An 18054-nucleotide genomic window follows, 5' to 3' on the forward strand; every position below is an offset into this window, starting at 1 on the left:
GACTAGGGACTGGGGACTAGGGACTGGGGACTAGGGACTGGGGACTGGGGACTGGGGACTGGGAAAGAGATATTTTTATTCCTTTAGGGAAAAGGTTAAAGGGAATGGGTTTTTTCTTAGCCCTTCACCCCTTACCTTTTTCCCCACTTTTGCAAAAAGTCTACTCCTCAGCCAAGAGTTTAACTCAATTATTATTACTAAAATTTTGTTCAAAATAGCGTGGATCGCGTACTCCTACGTGCAAAAGCAATGCTGTCAGTAATCCACCCATAGCTGCCACCCAGAAGGTAGTTTGATAGTCAATATTGTCCGCTATCCATCCACCTAATATGGGAGCAATGATGGTGGCAGGGGCGACAAGGGTATTGCCAAGACCGATATAGGCTGGTCGTTGGCGCTGGTTGCCAAACTCTAAGGTCATTACCGCAGCAATATTTTGCAGAGCGATCGCACCTATTCCCGCTCCGATAAACACCAAGTAAAACCAGTTTACATTTTGTGCTAGCCCAGCTATGACGGAACTGATAGCACAGGCGACAGAACCAATTTCCAAGACTAACTTGTTACCCCAGCGATCGCCCACCCAGCCCAAAACCAATCCAGAAATAGTTTGCGTTACCATCAACACACCGGTAATTAACCCAACAGATTCTTCTCCCATGCCATATTGATGTACGGCATACAGTGTATAGAAGGGAAGTGGCATCAGTGCTAATTGTGAAAGCAGGCGTGCAATTACAAAAGAACGGAAATTGCGATCGCACCTGAGAATCACACTCAGACTGTCCCAAAATTCACGTTTACTTTCAATGGCAGATGATGGGTTGCTGACTGGTTCCCGCGTCCTAGACATAAAAAACCAAGATAAAGCCATCGCAAAACTCGCACATAAAAAACAAACAGCAAAATTAAATGGTTGGGCAATTTCCTTTAACAGTAAACCAGCTATCAAAGCACCACAAATGCTCATCAGATTACCAGCCGATGCTAGAGAACCGTAAAAAATACCAAGCTTTCCGGAGGGAACAATTTTAGCAACCATGCTTTGCCAAGCAATAGCACTAAATCCGCTGCCTAGTCCTTGCCAAATGAGTATGGCAAATGTTAGCTCTAAGATAGTTTGGCTATTGAGTTGTAACTGTAACAAAGCGACCAGTGCTAATCCCAGAAAAGGAAGTTTCTGGTGAATTGTCAACAACATTACAGTCGATTTGTAATACTTTAGTCGAGCTACTTTATCAGCAATTAATAGCTGAGGTAGTTGCCAACCTAAACGCGGAATAGCTGGTATCAGACCGATAAGCAATGCAGAATTGGTAAAACCGCTAACAAATAGAGGAATGATGGTGATATACGATGCAAAACCACTTCCTAAACCAAAAAATCCACTCTCAACAACGTTAACAGTAAAATTATGACGAAGGTCTTTTTGAGTTTCAGAATTGAGCATTTTTAAATTGCGGAAAATTGGGCAGCATTTTCAACAGGTTTATGTTCTCTTTTAGGCACTTAGTAAGTGTTAAGTACCCAACAAAACCTGAGTTCCATAAATTGTTCCCAGATGCTGCACTTAAATCACAATTGGAAAATATTTTTGTAAAAAAAATCCAACCTATCTGTCTGCAATGTTTTTGGCAATTTCCGCTCCAACAACTAGGAATAAATACTGTAAATTGCAATGATGCAGAATTCTGGATAGAGCAAAAGAGATTTACAGCAATTTTCAGGTAAATAGACCACGTTGTACGGGCGCACAGCTGTGCTAACCTACGAGGGATTGTGGTTCAAATAGATGAAAAACGCTGTCAAGCCTTTTGAAGATACTTTATAAAATCAAGAGTAAACAGTTGGAAATCAGAGTTTTCGACAACTATTACATGGTAAAGACTGCGCTAAATTTTCTTAGCTTCTTCTTTCTTTCTTTGTGTCCTTTGCGCCCTTTGCGGTTCCTTCCTCATATAGTTTGGCGCATCTTCATACAGAATTAGTTTGATTTGGGGTCTAAATCCCCGTTTTAAACTTTAATAACTGAGATAGGACTCCTATTTGATTATTTGAAAAACTCACCCTCAACTACAAAAGGCTGATTCCCCACTCCCGTACAGACGCGATGAATCGCGTCTCTACTATCTACGTAAATAACTTCAAAAATCAAAGCGGATTACTATAGCTGTTTTAAAATACCACTAATATATAAAGTTAAGATGCCGATCGCATGACTACTAAACCGAAGATTTTCATTGATGGAGAATCAGGAACCACAGGCTTACAAATTTACTCACGCCTCAACCAACGGGATGACATCGAGTTAGTTAGCATTGAAGCATCTAAACGAAAAGATGCAACTGAGCGAGCTAAACTGATTAATGCCGTGGATGTTGTCATTCTCTGCCTGCCTGATGACGCAGCCCGCGAAGCTGTGAGCTTAGTTAGTAATACTACCGTTAAAATCCTTGATGCTAGTACTGCCCATCGCACAGCTGAAGGCTGGGTGTATGGCTTCCCCGAACTCAATCCAGGGCAACGAGAAAAAATCGCCAGCGCCCAGTTTGTGAGTAATCCCGGTTGTTATCCTACGGGATTTTTGGCTTGTATTCGTCCGTTGATTGCCAAAGGAATTTTAAAGGCTGACTTTCCCATCACTGTGAATGCAGTGTCAGGTTACTCTGGTGGCGGCAAGAATCTGATTCAAAAGTATGATAGTTTCCACGAACAGCAAGCCGGGGGAGAGTCGCTTTATCCCTATGGCATCTACGGTTTGCAGTTTGGGCATAAACACGTTAAGGAAATGCATTACTTTTCGGGGTTAGCATCGCCGCCGCTGTTTGTACCGTCAGTGGGGGATTTTGAGCAGGGGATGTTAGTACAAGTACCTTTGCCGTTGGGGATTTTGGATAATCCACCATCAGGTGAGGTAATCTATGAAGCGATCGCTAACTACTACCAAAGTGAAAAGTTTGTCCAGGTTGTTCCATTGGGAGAACCTACGCTTCTCAGAGACGGAACATTTCTAGATGCCAAAGCAATGAACGACACCAATTTTGTTCAGGTTTTTGTCTTCGCCAATGACGCTACCAAAGAAGCCTTGCTAGTTGCTCGTCTCGACAACTTAGGCAAAGGCGCATCCGGAGCCGCAGTCCAAAATCTCAATATTATGTTGGGCTTTTCCGAAGAGTTGGGGTTATGAGGAATGGGGAGTGGGGAGTAGGGGAGGCAGGGGAGGCAGGGGGAGAAATAACCAATGCCCCATGCCCCATGCCCAATGCCCCATTCCCTTTATTTTGCTTTTTCTTTTAGTTCCTTGAACAACTCAATTACATGCTGTTCAAATCCTTTGTCACGTTTTTCAACTGATTCAATTAAGGGTTTATCAAACAGATTCAAAACATTGTTACCTAATTGAATACCTAGAGGTCTTAAATGTCCACCCGACAAGCTTTCCAGAAATTCTTGAGGTGGTTTTTTCAAAATATTAATAAACCAATCACTGGTTGATTTGGCAATATTATCTGATTGGAAACGGACTAAACCCATGATATTAAATAATTCACTATCCTTGATTAAATTCTGGGTTTCTTCGATGGTTGGTTTCACACCAAAACCAAGATTATCGATGATATCCGCTAAAAATTGGGGACGAATGGCGCTAGCTGTGCTGGTAATCGCAGGTGCTAATAAAATCGAAACCTGCCCTTTAATGAAGACGCTGTTAATTTTAATTTCTCGACCTACATAAGTGAAAATTAATTTCTGAACTTCTACAATTTTTCGCTTCAATTCCTCAACGAGAGTGTTAATGTCTGCAATCACACTTTTTATCTGTGATTCATCTGAAGTGTGAGATAGCAGATTCCGAATAAACTGTTCTCTCGCTTGAGGTTCTGGAGGCAAAGCAGTAAATCCTTCTAATAAGGATATATATTTACAGCCAAGGCTATGTCCAATCCAAGAAAAGTTTTTATCATCTAGATACGCTTCATAATCGTATCCTTCAACAGTTGCCATTCTCACGAGTTCTGGCAGAATTTCGTACTGCTCTCTCATGAGAAAACCAGCTTCTACATAATGGTTAAAAGTAAAATTAAATGGCAGAATAATAATCGTATATCCCTGGCCATATAAAGATTGCAGCAGATGGCGATAGAAAAACATGGGGAAAAATGTACCAAAGAAAGCTCCTGCAATAAATTGAATTACCCCTTTAGGTTGTGGATGAAGGGCAACCCAACTGTGAGAGACTGGTTGAAATCTCAGTTTTAGATTCATAATTATCCTTGATTTATTTGTACGTATATGCTGAATCTCCAAATTGAGGTTGCTGTTTTTCGGATTTTTTGGCAGATATTTTTGCAAAACTGATACCAATTCCAACAAGCTTTGCAACCATCTGTAGGGTAGCACCGCTGTGCTACCCTACCCAGTGTATTTGTCGCATTCTTTTTTCAAATTGGTATGAGATGGTTCGCTATGAATCAATACGGTTCAGTTAAGACTAAGAACTGAACTCCTGTAGGTTGGGTTGAGGAACGAAACCCAACACATTCGGTGGTTTGTTGGGTTTCACTTCGTACCCTTCGGGAAGCAAGCTACAACCCAACCTAGAATTTTCGTTAACTGAACCGTATTGCGCTATGAATAGCGATAATCTTGTAGTGCTTCTCAGTTAAGGTATGAGGTTGGCAAACATCGCACCATGATTACTACAAATCGCACTAAACGCCTGTTACAAATTTTATCGCCATTAATTGCGTTGGCGCAGCCCAACCTAGGCATCGCATCTGCCCTACTCGTTGGTGCAATCCTCATCTTGCTGGCTAGGGCAAAGTTTCGCGGTAGAACGGGGGATAAAAATAATTGAACCTCAAACCAAGGGATATTAATTAATGATCGAAAAATTTGACAATAAATATCTAAAAATTTGATAAATATATCAAAATATTTTTTATAGCGATATCATATTTAAGCAAAATTTCACTTTCTTATACAAATACTTTAATCAAAATTACTACTTGTTTGTATAAAAACATATTACATATTGATAAATATATCAAAACATTTTTCATTGTCATTACCAGTCAAATCACATAGATTGTATATGTCAGTAGTATTGGTTAAAAATTGATTATCTACACTTGAGTAAGATAAGCAAAAAAAAATCAAGAGCTACTAATTGTTTTACTAACAAAAAATCATGAAGCAGACTTAATTTTGTCTGTTAAATGTCGCTATAGTAATCCAGGTGAATTTTTGAAAACCCAATTTGATTGAAAGCTAACCGGATAAAGTTTTCATTCTTACTATACCTGGCAAAATTCAAGTCATATTTCCATACGCTAGCAAGATTTTTATCCTAAAAATTAAGAGGATTAGCCCTGATGACAGATTTGATTAATAGTGGTAACAGTAACTCCTCTACTGGTGGGGACAATCCCTTAATAAATTCACCCTTCGGTCCCCTCAGTGAAGTTTTGAGTGATGAAGAACTTTCCAATATATTCAGTGGTCTTGGTAATGGAGAAGGTAGCGGTAGTCCATTTGGTGAGAGTGGTAACATTAATCCTTTTGCTAGTGAGAACTTTTGGGATATCTTTGCAGGCGGTGTAAATCCATCCGCAGGTGGTAGTGTCCGCGATCCTTTGACTGGCGGCCAAAGTGGTAGTATCAACACAACTCAAATACCGGACGGATTTAGTTTGAGTGTTACTATTGAGAACCTAATTAACTCAAGACTGAATGAAGAACTGGATGATGGTCAAATCCCGTCATTTGATTTTAGCCAAATTCCATTATTTGGTGGTGGACAAATCCCATTATTTGATTTTAGCCAAATTCCATCATTTACTGGTGGACAAACACCGCCATTTGATTTTAGTCAAATTCCATCATTTACTGGTGGACAAACACCACCATTTGATTTTAGCCAAATCCCATCATTTGGTAGTGGACAAACACCACCATTTGATTTTAGCCAAATCCCATCATTTGGTAGTGGACAAACACCACCATTTGATTTTAGCCAAATCCCATCATTTGGTAGTAGACAAATTCCGTTCGCTTAATAAAAACACTAATTATAATCCTTGAGTAAATCAATAGATAAAGACAAGGAAAAAATAATTATTTTTCGGCGTTGCTGATTTCATGTATGAAAACGATTGTGCATGATATCAAAATCCTTGTAGAGACAGAGACGTTGCAATGCAACGTCTCTACATGTGGATTCATAGCGCAATTCAGCAGTGCCATTTTTTCAGTACATATTATGCTAATTAGCTATATTATGGACTGAAACTTTTTACTATTAAAGACTTTCAGCACAACTTTATGTCAGGTTCACAATCAAATTTAAATAATTTTTTGATTGAGTAAAGTCATACTTGGCATAACAAATAGGAGAATTAATGTCAATGCAAGGATCTGCGATCGATTCCATAAATAATGGGGTTAATACCATTAGTACAGGTAGTGGTAGCAACCTGTATAACAGTAGTTCCTTTGCTGCCAATGGCAGTTTCTATACTGAAGGCAGCCTATTGACGAGTGGTAGCAATCTGTTTGTAGGTAACGGTGGCGGAACTATTCCGGGTGGCGGTATCAACCCCTTTGCTGGCGATGCTGGCAGTAAGCTTCAGGAATTAATTTTCGATCGCTTGAAGTTAATTCTGGGTGACAATTTTTTCCAGGACATTGATAACACATTGGCAGCAGGTAGCAATCCGTTTATAAGCGGTGGCAATTCCATTTTAGATGGTGGAAATCTGCTTGAGCGATCGCCTTTTGATCCTTTAACAGAAATTCTTGGTAATAATATACCTTTTAGTAACAGTGGAAATACATCTAATGTTGGTAGTCCACCGTTTAATCAGGTGTTGGATGCTTCATAATCAAAGTTTATATTTTGCCTTCTACAATTAAGATATTAAGTCATTTTATCCTTGATTCTCAAAAGTTGATTCATCTGCGCGATTTCATCCAGAAAATTTTTGTCTATAGTATAGATAGAAATTATATTCTCTTTAGGTAAAAATACATAACCGTCTCCACATTGTTCAACAATATATAAAACTACACCCTCAACGGAAATTTTTATGATATCCCATGCTTCCTTTGAGCGAATTTCTAAGTAGCCCCTTTGCTCTAACTTGAACAGTATTTCTGGTAGTTCTTTCAATTCTATATAAAAAAAGTTTTTTTCTATACCACTACTAAAGGTCATAAGTAGGTAGGCACAAAAAAACCTAACTATGTAAAGATAAATAAATACGGAGAATGCATCTACCGAGGTAACTTAAAGCATGGGCGCTCGTCTAAGAGTATTTTTGACTCGTGAGCAAAACAAAACCCTATTAAATCTGAGAACAGCAGAGGTACCACAGAAGGTAAAAGATCGAGCAGAAATAATTAGGCTCAACGCACATGGCTGGTACGTGGAGAAAATAGCTGCTCACTTTAATTTGACTGTTCAAACGGTAAGAGAGGTTTTGCACAAATGGGAAAAACAAGGGCTGAAAGGGCTTTGGGAAGTACCAGGTCGAGGAAGAAAGTCAAAATGGACTGAAGTTGACATAGTGTTTTTGGAAAAATGCCTCAAAGAAGAACCACGTACATACAATAGTCTTCAACTCACCCAGAAATTAGAACGCGATCGCTCAATTAAACTGAGTCCCGATAGATTAAGACGGGTACTCAAAAAAAGGGGGTTAATTGGAAACGAGCAAGAAAGAGCCATAAACGAAACCAAGACCCGATAGCACGAGCAAATAAGCAATCAGACCTAGATATACTCGAATTATCTGCTGCTGCCGGAGAAATAGACCTCAAATATTTGGATGAATCAGGATTTTGTGTATGGAGCGAACCGGGTTATACCTATTACTTTAAGGGTGAACAAAAACGCTTAGAGCAAAAGAAGCGCCGTGGTCGGAGATTAAGTATTATTGGATTTTTTCAACCTTTTATCAGTTTTGTTTACGGTTTGGTGATCGGAGGTGTTAACCGCAAGTCTTATATCCAAATGATGGAACAAGAAGCGGCTGATGCCCAAAGAACGGGACGTACTAGGGTAATTGTGCAAGATAACGGGCCGATACATCGATGCAAGGAAGTTCAGCAGTTATGGAAAAAGTGGGAATACATGGGTTTGTACATCTTCTTTTTACCAAAATACTGTTCCGAAATGAATCCAATTGAATTGGAATGGCAACACCTAAAAAAATCGGAGCTATCTGGGCAAATATTTGATGATGAGTTAGACCTTGCTTATGCCGTTATCGATGGTGTTAAAGCTAGGGGACAGAAAGGTAACTACAGTACTCAGCGTGTAAAATTTAACTTTAATTGCTCTGGTTAAATTTTCGTTACATACCTATAAATTTTTCTGCCTACCTACTTACCTAATTTTTTGAGATATTCGGTTGTATCCTCTAAATCATCATGGTTAATAGTGAAAAACTTTCCAATAATTGTCTGACTCATTGCAATCTCCTTTTTCAACCCTTACTTCTAAACATTCCTTGATTGCTTCTTGAATATTTTCCTCTGCTTCTTGTTCTGTCTTTCCTTGACTCACACAGCCGGTAATAGACGGACATTCGGCAATAAACATCCCATCTTCATCTTGAAAGATAGTAATTATAAACTTCATATTTTATCCCTATTTACTAAACTGTCACACCCTCTAACTCTTCATCTGTCAACTCATACAATTGACGCAATTTATCTAACTTCTCACTATCAGCTTGCCAGAAACCGCGCCCATGTGCCTCCAACATTCTAGCTAAAATATTGCGGAAAGCTTCAGGATTTGCCTTGCGTAATTTCTCCGCCATTTCTTTATCTAAAGCATAAGTATCAGCCGCTTGATCGTAAACCCAATCATCGGTAAAATCGGCAGTACCGCCCCAACCAATTAATGCCGTCATGCGTTGGGAAATTTCAAAAGCACCACCCGAACCTTGATTCGCCATTGCTTCAGCCCATTTTGGATTTACTAATTTGCTGCGATATTCCATTCTGAGTAAATCATCTAAATTGCGGGGTGTAGTATCTTTCGAGAAACTTTCCACAAAACTGGTTGTAACTTTACCACCGCGTTGTTTTTCTGCTGCCTTTTTCAAACCGCCGGTATTAGCGTAATATTCCTGAATATCGGTTAAACCATATTCTACCGAATCGATTTCTTGTACAATGCGATCGCTAGTTTTTAATAACGCATTCAAAACTTCCGGTCTAGCTTGACCTTTATCTTCTCTACCATAGCTAAAAACATTGCGACTTTGCCAAGTATTCCCTAACTCCTCACCAGATTCCCAATTACCATCAACCACTTTATCATTTACCAAAGAACCAAAATCACCCGCCGGATTAGAAAACAATCTCGCCGATGCATTTTCTACACCTTGGGCTTTCAAAACTAAAGCGTGTTTTCTAATAAAATTTTGATCTTCCGGTTCATCAACATCAGCCGCCCGTTGAAACAAATCATCCAACAATTCAATGATATTCACAAAACTATCGCGGAAAATTCCCGATAAATTTCCCAACACATCAATGCGGGGATGTCCAACCTCAGCCAAAGGTTTTAATTCATAACGAACAATTCGCCCAGTTCCTTCCTTAACAGGTTCAGCCCCCACCAATTCCAAAAGAATCCCCAAAGATTCACCCTTAGTTTTAATCGCATCCAATCCCCATAACATCACCGCCACAGTTTCGGGATATTTACCATATTCTTCCAAATGCTGGGCAATAATTTTTTGAGCAATTTCTCGTCCCCGTTCATAAGCAGCAGGTGAAGGCATCCTATAAGGATCTAAAGCATGAATATTCCTCCCAGTTGGCAACACACCAACCCCATCCCGCAACAAATCACCACCAGGCGCAGGCGGAATATATTCCCCATTCAACCCCCTTAACAAATTCGTTAACTCATCAGTAGATTGCATCAACAAATCCCTTATTAATCTTCCCTCTTCCTCTCTTTCTTCTTTGCGTTCTTTGCGCCTTTGCGGTTCGTTTATTTCTTCCTCCTCCCCAAAATAAGCCTCCAAATACGACCCCAACTCCTCCTCATTCGGCCTTTCCCCCAACGTATGCAACCCCGAAGAAAACAACCGATTTTCTAAAACTTGCAAATACTCATACAACTCCACCAAATAATGATCAAAAGCATGACCGCTAAACATCCGCATATTTTCCGGAGTAAACGAAATACCCAACTTTTTCGCATCCTCAAACGGACAATCTGCATCCAAACCCGTGTCCACAATTTTTTTACAAATTCCTTCCTTCAGCACATAATTCTTTTGTGGATCTTCCCGATACTCCGAAATTAAATCCCGCAATGACATTAATTCCTTATATAAACCCGCCCGTCCATAAGGCGGTACATTGTGAGAAATCAACACACCATAACCGCGACGTTTTGCCAAAATCGACTCCGAAGGATTATTGGCCGCATATATATATAGATTAGGCAAATCTCCTAACAGAATATCCGACCAAGAATAACCCGTATTACCCAAAGGAGAACCGGGCAACCATTCCACCGTACCATGCATTCCAAAGTGAACTATGGCATCAGCTTGAAAATCATTTTGCAGCCATTTATAGTAAGCAGCATATTGGGGATGGGGCGTTAAATCCCGTTCAAACATTAAGCGCATGGGGTCGCCTTGTATTCCCAAAGGTGGTTGTACACCTATCCACACATTGCCTGAATTTACACCACCAATTTGGAATTCATCGCCATAGGTTTTAATACCAGTCCCTATGAGAGACTTCCATTGTTTTTCAATGCGAGATGTTTGCAGATATCCCAGCCATTTTTCTAATGTGCGGACGTTGACGGACGCGGGGATATTATTTGGGTCATTTAAATTTTCATCTGCTTCTTTCACCCAGCGAATCAATTCTTCCCCATCTTCCGGTAAATCTCCGACGGTGTAACCTTGGTCTTTGAGTGCAGAAAGAAACTTCAAAAGACTACGCGGGACATTTAATAATGCAGCTGTCCCCACAGCACCATAACCTGGGGGAAAGCCATATAAAATAATCGCAATCTTGCGTTGCGATGCAGGTTTTTGTCGCAAAGCCACCCAGCTTTTCACCCTACCAATTAATCGCTGCACCCGTTCGGGAACCAGATAAATATTTTCGCCCACTAAACCACCAAGAGGAACCGTATCAATAGCGCCATCGAGTTCTGGCAAAGCATACAATACGACACTTTGCAAACCGCCGATACCTTGGCGTGTCCAGGAGTAAATATCTTGAATTAATAGTGGTGCAGCAACAATATAAGGTACATTCTTCGCAGTCAGGATGCGCTTTGCTACTTCTACCTGACGCCCTGCTTCCATTGAACCAGCCGGGCCACCCACCAGAGGAAAACCGATTGTAGAAACGATCGCATCTACCTTCACTGCTTCACTAGAAAGTGAGGGAGTCTGGATATTACCTAGTTGTCGCTGCCCAATTTCGTAGTCCGTTGTCATCCAATCTCGTACCGCCACATGTCCTTCCACGCCGTTGATGAAAATCGGCAAAGGAATTAAGCCGGCTGCTTCAAAACGCCGAATCAATTGCGGAATGTAAGGTTGTTTCGTGATGACGTGTTTACGATAAAGTAAAATTCCAATAATCGGTTTTGTAGAGACGCGATTCATCGCGTCTTTAAAATACGTTTTATACCATTCCAAATATTCGCGGGGCGATACAAAAAACCCTGGATAATCGGGATGGAGTAATCCCATATTCGGAGTTTCTACTGGCGGGGGAATGTCGCCGACTTTTAAACCCAAGTATTTTTCTGCCAGTGTCCAGAATAATGAAGCGACGTTTTCTGAACCGCCGGCATTCCAGTAACCATAGATAATTAACCAGTTGCGTAAGTCTTGGACTTTTTGTACTGGTACGTATTTGAGGAGTTTCGGGCCGATTTTTAAGAAGCTGATGTAACCGGCGAGTTTGTCTTCTTCCCGCCCGTTGCTAAATTTGTCGAGGATGAATTTAACTGGTTTGGGCATTCCTTTGGGTTTATCGCCAATGGCAAAATCACCCAGCTTGGTTAAACTCATCAATTCCAAGGCTGATTCAAACACCAGGCGGATGGGAATTTGGGCAATGCGATCGCGCAACCACACAACCTGGTCATAATCAAATAGTAAGCTGCCGAAAAACACATCCGCGCCATCGAGTGCTGCTTCTACTTCCAGGCGTTTGCTGGTAAGATCGCGATCGCTAAATACCCGAATATCCAACTGGGGACAGCGAGAGTTAGCCAAAAAAGCCGCTTTTCTGTACAAGTCAGCGTTAAACGATTCAAATCCAGCAATCAAGACGATGCGTTTCATGCCTGTAAGCTACGAAATATTTCTTTACTTAAATTTTAAACGTGCTTTCAGGCTGATTGTTAAATATCTACCGACAGGTTCAGGTCAGTAGAATTCTTGCAAAAATACCATTCGGACTGAAGTTGCGTCTATAAAACCCAGACCTTTGCGTAGCATCTCGTATCTTCAGCAGTCTATAACTCAATACAGTTCAGTTAAGGCTAAAACTCTTGGTCAAATTCAATTTTTTTAACGAACCGCCAAGGACGCAAAGGACGCAAAGAGAAGAAAGAAAGGCTTAACTGAACTGTATTGGTCTATAACTATCGCAAGCGTATAAAATTTGTCACGTATTTATTAATGCTGTAGAGCATTATATGTTAAGCTGCTCAGGGTTAATACAAAGGCAAGGGTAGAGTCTGTAAAGTATTTACGACTTTATCAGCCCACGTTCACATTAGGTGATGCTTTTAACTGGGGCATTAAATTAGGTACATTTTTCATGGCTTTCTACTTTTACCAAGCGTTATTATCTGAATAATGGGGGTAATTGCTGCATTTCAATTTATTGCAATAATTACTGGGTTATTCCCAATTTTGATAAATTATAATGGTTGTGTTTTTTTGTGACAATTTACCTTGGAATCAGGAGATCGTACCACAAAAATCTGTTGTTATGCCTTGCAGAAAAATTTATTTGTCTGCCAGTGTACTAACGGTTCAAATAATACGACCATTGCCAAAAATTACTTTTAAAAAAATTTGTCTCTATAATTTTAAGAGTTTTGAACTAGTGTAAAAAGAAGTAAGTTGAGGATGAAATCATGAAATATGGAATTGATAGCGGTCACAATTGTCCACCAGACACCGGAGCTAGAGGAATCAAAGTTGAGGATAATTTAACTTTAGATGTCGGTAATAGAGTTATAACCAAGTTAAGAGCTTTAGGACATGAAGTCGTAGTATGTAAACCAAGTAGTGCGAGTACAGTACGTGAATCACTTTCAAAACGATGTGCTACAGCTAATGCAAGTAGAGTAGATGTTTTTGTCTCGATTCATTTTAATGCCTTTAACCGGCAAGCTAATGGCACAGAAGTATTTGCAACTAGCGAGAATGGGAGAAAAATTGCAAAACCTGTATTAGATGAAATCGTCAAATTAGGATTTTTTAATCGCGGTGTTAAGAGTGGTTCCCACTTGTTTGTCCTGAAGAATACAGATATGCCTGCGATTCTTGTAGAATGTTGCTTCATTGATTCGGCAAAAGATATGAATCTTTTCAATGCCGAGACAATGGCAAATGCGATCGTTAAAGGCTTAACTGGTAAACTGCCAAGCAGCCCAGTTAACCCAATACCAGACGAAGAAGACAATATAGATACCACTATTAAGAGACTGCAACAAGCCCTAAATCGACTAAAAATAACTGATAAAAATGGTAAGACGTTAGTGGAAGATGGTATAAACGGGGCTAATACAAAATCTGCCACAGAAAAATTTCAGACTATTATCGGGGTGCAGACGACTGGAATTGCTGATGCAACTACATGGAATGCCATAAATGTAATTTTGGCAAAACGAATTATCCGGCCAAACCATGCTGGGGGTGCAGTTGTCAGATACTTGCAATATCGTATAGGTGTTGAAGTTGATGGCGTTTACGGCCCGCAAACCGAGACTGCAATCAAGAACTTTCAAAGGCAAAATGGCTTAGAAGACGACGGGATTGTTGGGCCTGCTAGCTGGCAGAAATTAATTGGTTAGACTAAAGCTGTTTGAAGTGTAAAGTATGAAGGATGAAGACAGCAGACAGAAGGCTATCAATAGAGATGAAAAACAAATAAGACTTGATGTTTTGCAGTTCATACTTCATACTTCATACTTCAGCTTTTAGCCACGGTTTCGTTCTAGCAGTAGCATCATCATCAAACTTAACAAAATTTCCTGCTCTTCGCGATCGCTGAGTTGATCCACAGCTTTGATGATAAATTTTCTGGAGAGGAAAGTGGGGATTTTCTCCAAACGCATCACAATCGTGCCATCAGCTCGGCTGACCAAGTAGACTGGATTAAAAACATAACCAGTGAATATACCCACAATTGGGATTTCTGCGAACAGGGCATCAGCAATTTTCACCCACGGATTTTTCTCTTGGATATTCAAAGTAGTCGTGTCGCCATCAAAGATGTCATAACGCGCACGCCAAAGAGATTTTAATCCGCGTCGTTTTACTGAACCAATGTAAGTACCGTTGCTATCGGTAAAGTTATAGCTTGCCGAGAAGTCAATAATGCGATCTGCTTTGATGTAATATATAGGACGAGTTTGCTCAGCATCAGCAAAGATTGTAATTGCTTCCTTGAGCTTGAAGAGTTTCTGTTTGACATAAAAAGCCAAATTCCCTTGAGCATCAACAACTGACATTTGTGGTGCGAATGCCCAGAGTTTAAAGGTGAGTTCTAGAGGATACTGCATAGTTTTGGGAAAAACAAGAAAATTGTCACCCTATTAATCCCAATTTTAGGGGAAAAGTAACATTAGACCTCTTGCATAAATATGAATTTGTATCACGCGGAGGCGCAGAGGCGCAGAGAAGAGAACGCAAAGAAGGACTTTTGCAAGAGGTCTATTAATCTTGGTGACTGCTAGCAGCAGTTAAAAAATTTGGGACAAGGGTGCATAAACAAATAAAGGTCAACCTATTAGGTAAGTGAAGGGGTTCAAACCCAAAACACACTAACACTCAAACTTTAGGAGTATGACCATGAAATTCCGCCACTTAACTAGTTCTTTGTTAACAGCGACTGCACTTCTAACCAGTACACTACCAGCTTTTGCAGGCCCTTTTGATGTTCAGTCTAGTAGTATTTTCAAACCTGTTACTGTTAGCCCTGGTGCATCTGTGGGGAATGTAATTCCTCGCATTCCTACCCCTGGTTCACCCAACAATGGAGTTGGTAATACTGAAGTTCAAGGATTAGGCGACCATCAATCTTGGGTTGATCCGAGAACCCTAGCCAAAGATCCCCGCGCTTTGTGCAGTGATGTTGGCTTAGGTAGCAACACTCGCAGCAGTTCTGGCAAACTTGCCTTAGCAAATTCTAACAGCACTCGTATCAGTTCTTCTAGCAGCCATAATAACGGCGGTGGCGGTGGTTTTAGCTTCTTAGGTATTGGTGTCAGCGGTAATGGTGCTAGCCAAGGTAGTAAAAATAACAGTGATGCCCGCGATCAAAACAATAATCGTACAGAGGAAAATAGCAGTAGTTCCTCAACAGTAGTGCAAGGCAGGAATTGTGATGCTTTTGTTAACTCCGCCGCTGCTAGAGACATGAACTATGAAGATAACCTCACTCGCCGCTATGAAATCAAAACTGGCCGTCGGGGACAACAAGTTAATCAATTACTGGAAGATAAATAAGCTGTTACAGATTTATAGCAGAATTCAGAAGAAGACGCGATCAATCGCGTCTCTACATGAAGGTTTTGTTGCTCATTCTGAACTGTATTAATTTATCAAACAGAATTCAGGAGTCAGTCGTCAGAATTCAGCAATGTTTTTTGTGCGACTGGCGGATAGCGAAGCGTAAAGATTAGACCTCTTGCAAAAGTCGGCGTTGCATAATTGCGGGATGATTTATCGGGCTACGCCCCGCTTCGCTAACACGCAGAGGCGCAGAGACACAGAGAGAATAAGGAATTTAAGATTTCAATGCGTACAATTTCATCCCTTGATTCAGCAACGCCCAAAAGTCCTTACTTTGCGTTCTCTTCTCTGCGTCTCTGCGCCTCTGCGTGATACAAAAAAATATTTATGCAAGAGGTCTATTGCTGAATTCTGAATTCTGTATTCTGTATTCTTCTTCAAAAGGTTTATCCATTGTCCGTTGTCATTCGTAATTTAAAAAGGACAGCGGACAATTGCTTGATTTAGCCTTAAGAAAAACTATGAAAAACAGGCTAATACGATTTTGGATTGTGGAAAAGTTAGTGAATAAAATTTTTGGCGATCCATCTGTTGCAATCATTTTTCAAATTGGCACAAGAGGGAGAATTATTGCCCTAACTACAGCCATGTTTTTGTCCATACCATCTTTAGCAATTGCACAAACTACACCATCTGTCAACTCTTCTCCCACAATTCGTGATTCTCAAATTCTTCCCTATCTCTTAGATCTGGAGTTTAGACTAAAAGCAGGCGATCGCTAAAAAAGTGTGCGTGTTTTTTTGGTATACATTTTAACTTCTGGAGTTGAGACTATCAAGAAGAGCGATCGTTAACTCGATAAAAGATGTGTTGTTGGTATAAAATTTTGGGAAGGGCAGTCTGTGGTTAACACAGACGCCCTTCAGTGGAAGATGAGATTTGAACCACTAATTCTCATCTGCCAATATGAAAAGTGCCTTACTAAAAGAATTTCGTCAAGCAGCGTACAGCTATTTAGGTAGAGCGCATGATGCAACTTTTGAACTGATGGATGCAATATTACTGACGCGGAATGCCTACAGTTTGGCAGATTTATCGCTATCGCCAGTATTTAGAAGAAAGTGGCCAAGTATTTATGAAGCGTTACAAGATAGCAGACCACAGCGACAAAAATTGATGCAGTTATACATCAAACAGATGCCACAACAGGGTCGTCCGTTGTTGGCAGGCGACCACACTGCCTGGTCGCGCCCGGATGCGGTAACTCTTATTGAGAGGACAATTGAACACACCAGTGTTACCATAACCGGAAACAAACCAATTACCGTTGGTCAGGGATATAGTACCATTGCTTGGATACCAGAGGATTCTGGCAGTTGGGCGTTACCGTTGAGGCATGAGCGAATTACCAGTTGGGAAAATCCGATACAAAAGGCAACGTGGCAATTACAGCAAGTGTGTGAACATTTACCAACTAGACCAATTACAGTTTGGGATAGTGAGTATGGCTGCGCCCCTTTTGTGTTGAAGACGACTAATATCAAAGCGGACATTCTGGTACGTTTGCGTTCAAATCTTTGTTTATGGGGCGCACCACCACCATATTCTGGTAAAGGGCGACCCAGGAAACATGGTGATAAATTTAAACTCAATGATCCTTCTACATGGAGTGAAGCCAATGAGAGTATAGAAGTCAACCATCCTAAACTGGGACGGGTGAAGGTGAGCTTGTGGAAAAATTTACACTTTCGTCAAACGGCGACACGCCCAATGTCGCTGATTCGAGTTGAGCGTCTAGATGCAGAAGGCAACCTACGTATATCAAAACCTTTGTGGTTGGCTTGGGTAGGAGAGGAAATGCTTCCACTATCTCAAGTTTGGCAACTCTACCTCCGACGTTTTACTGTTGACCACTGGTATCGTTTTTTGAAGCAACGCTTGCACTGGACATTGCCTAAGTTGAGTAGTCCCAAGCAATCTGAGCATTGGAGTGACCTCATGCCTCTGATGACTTGGGAATTGTGGTTGGCTCGTGATATCGTTGCTGATAACCCTTTACCTTGGCAAAAATCATTAGACAATTTGACTCCTGGGAGAGTTGCTCAAGCGATGGGGAGTATTTTTGCGGTGATTGGTACTCCTGCCCGTTCGCCTAAACCTCGCGGAAAGTCTCCAGGCTGGAAACCAGGAAAACCACGACAACGTAGAATTCGCTATCCGATAGTCAAAAAAACTACAACTAAGCCTCGCAAAAAGCATCCAGAATCTGCTTAGTACCCTAGATTTTCATCTC

Annotated in this window: 14 protein-coding genes; 8 read left to right on the forward strand and 6 right to left on the reverse strand. The window is 40.7% G+C overall.

Annotated elements, in window-relative coordinates; translation table 11 throughout:
- Nucleotides 1–184: 184 nt before the first annotated feature.
- Nucleotides 185–1450 carry an MFS transporter gene (locus tag IQ276_RS25540; protein ID WP_235115965.1) on the reverse strand — a complete coding sequence of 422 codons (1266 nt, stop codon included), beginning with the start codon at nt 1448–1450 and terminating at the stop codon, nt 185–187.
- A gap of 765 nt (nt 1451–2215) precedes the next feature.
- On the opposite strand from IQ276_RS25540, the gene argC reads away from it, so the two are divergent.
- Complete coding sequence (gene argC / locus IQ276_RS25545; RefSeq protein WP_193924929.1) at nt 2216–3187, forward strand: N-acetyl-gamma-glutamyl-phosphate reductase; 972 nt, start codon at nt 2216–2218, stop codon at nt 3185–3187.
- Between the two features lie 89 nt (nt 3188–3276).
- Here the strand turns inward: argC and IQ276_RS25550 are convergent, their stop codons facing one another.
- A complete protein-coding gene (locus tag IQ276_RS25550; protein WP_193921453.1) occupies nt 3277–4266 on the reverse strand; it encodes a DUF1350 family protein in 990 nt (329 codons plus the stop codon).
- Nucleotides 4267–5375: 1109 nt separating this feature from the next.
- Between IQ276_RS25550 and IQ276_RS25555 the strand changes: the two genes are divergently transcribed.
- A complete protein-coding gene (locus IQ276_RS25555; protein WP_193921451.1) occupies nt 5376–6059 on the forward strand; it encodes a hypothetical protein in 684 nt (227 codons plus the stop codon).
- 342 nt (nt 6060–6401) lie between these two features.
- On the forward strand, nt 6402–6884 hold the full coding sequence (locus IQ276_RS25560) for a hypothetical protein (protein WP_193921449.1): 483 nt from the start codon (nt 6402–6404) through the stop codon (nt 6882–6884).
- A gap of 35 nt (nt 6885–6919) precedes the next feature.
- Here the strand turns inward: IQ276_RS25560 and IQ276_RS25565 are convergent, their stop codons facing one another.
- Nucleotides 6920–7216: a hypothetical protein gene (locus tag IQ276_RS25565; RefSeq protein WP_193921447.1), complete on the reverse strand. Its 297-nt coding sequence runs from the start codon at nt 7214–7216 to the stop codon at nt 6920–6922.
- Between the two features lie 79 nt (nt 7217–7295).
- On the opposite strand from IQ276_RS25565, the gene IQ276_RS25570 reads away from it, so the two are divergent.
- Nucleotides 7296–8350 (forward strand): IS630 family transposase gene (locus tag IQ276_RS25570; RefSeq protein ID WP_228043379.1). Its coding sequence is split into 2 segments (ribosomal slippage): nt 7296–7688 and nt 7691–8350, totalling 1053 coding nucleotides; the frame shifts between segments, so codons are not numbered across the junction.
- Between the two features lie 87 nt (nt 8351–8437).
- Here IQ276_RS25570 and IQ276_RS25575 read toward each other — a convergent pair.
- On the reverse strand, nt 8438–8644 hold the full coding sequence (locus IQ276_RS25575) for a type II toxin-antitoxin system HicB family antitoxin (RefSeq protein WP_193921445.1): 207 nt from the start codon (nt 8642–8644) through the stop codon (nt 8438–8440).
- A 16-nt stretch (nt 8645–8660) separates the two neighbouring features.
- The gene (gene bchH / locus IQ276_RS25580; RefSeq protein WP_235115966.1) at nt 8661–12353 is read right to left on the reverse strand and encodes a magnesium chelatase subunit H; all 3693 of its coding nucleotides are present in this window, start codon (nt 12351–12353) and stop codon (nt 8661–8663) included.
- 803 nt (nt 12354–13156) lie between these two features.
- Between bchH and IQ276_RS25585 the strand changes: the two genes are divergently transcribed.
- On the forward strand, nt 13157–14098 hold the full coding sequence (locus IQ276_RS25585) for an N-acetylmuramoyl-L-alanine amidase (RefSeq protein WP_193920762.1): 942 nt from the start codon (nt 13157–13159) through the stop codon (nt 14096–14098).
- 126 nt (nt 14099–14224) lie between these two features.
- Here the strand turns inward: IQ276_RS25585 and IQ276_RS25590 are convergent, their stop codons facing one another.
- On the reverse strand, nt 14225–14809 hold the full coding sequence (locus IQ276_RS25590; RefSeq protein ID WP_193920760.1) for an LURP-one-related family protein: 585 nt from the start codon (nt 14807–14809) through the stop codon (nt 14225–14227).
- Between the two features lie 289 nt (nt 14810–15098).
- Between IQ276_RS25590 and IQ276_RS25595 the strand changes: the two genes are divergently transcribed.
- The 3 genes from IQ276_RS25595 (at nt 15099) to IQ276_RS25605 (ending at nt 18035) form a co-directional block, all read left to right on the forward strand.
- Nucleotides 15099–15755 carry a hypothetical protein gene (locus tag IQ276_RS25595; RefSeq protein ID WP_193920758.1) on the forward strand — a complete coding sequence of 219 codons (657 nt, stop codon included), beginning with the start codon at nt 15099–15101 and terminating at the stop codon, nt 15753–15755.
- 527 nt (nt 15756–16282) lie between these two features.
- Complete coding sequence (locus tag IQ276_RS25600; protein WP_193920756.1) at nt 16283–16543, forward strand: hypothetical protein; 261 nt, start codon at nt 16283–16285, stop codon at nt 16541–16543.
- Nucleotides 16544–16727: 184 nt separating this feature from the next.
- On the forward strand, nt 16728–18035 hold the full coding sequence (locus tag IQ276_RS25605; protein WP_235115471.1) for an NF041680 family putative transposase: 1308 nt from the start codon (nt 16728–16730) through the stop codon (nt 18033–18035).
- Nucleotides 18036–18054 lie beyond the last annotated feature (19 nt).

The sequence above is a fragment of the Desmonostoc muscorum LEGE 12446 genome, assembly GCF_015207005.2.
Taxonomy (GTDB): domain Bacteria; phylum Cyanobacteriota; class Cyanobacteriia; order Cyanobacteriales; family Nostocaceae; genus Nostoc; species Nostoc muscorum.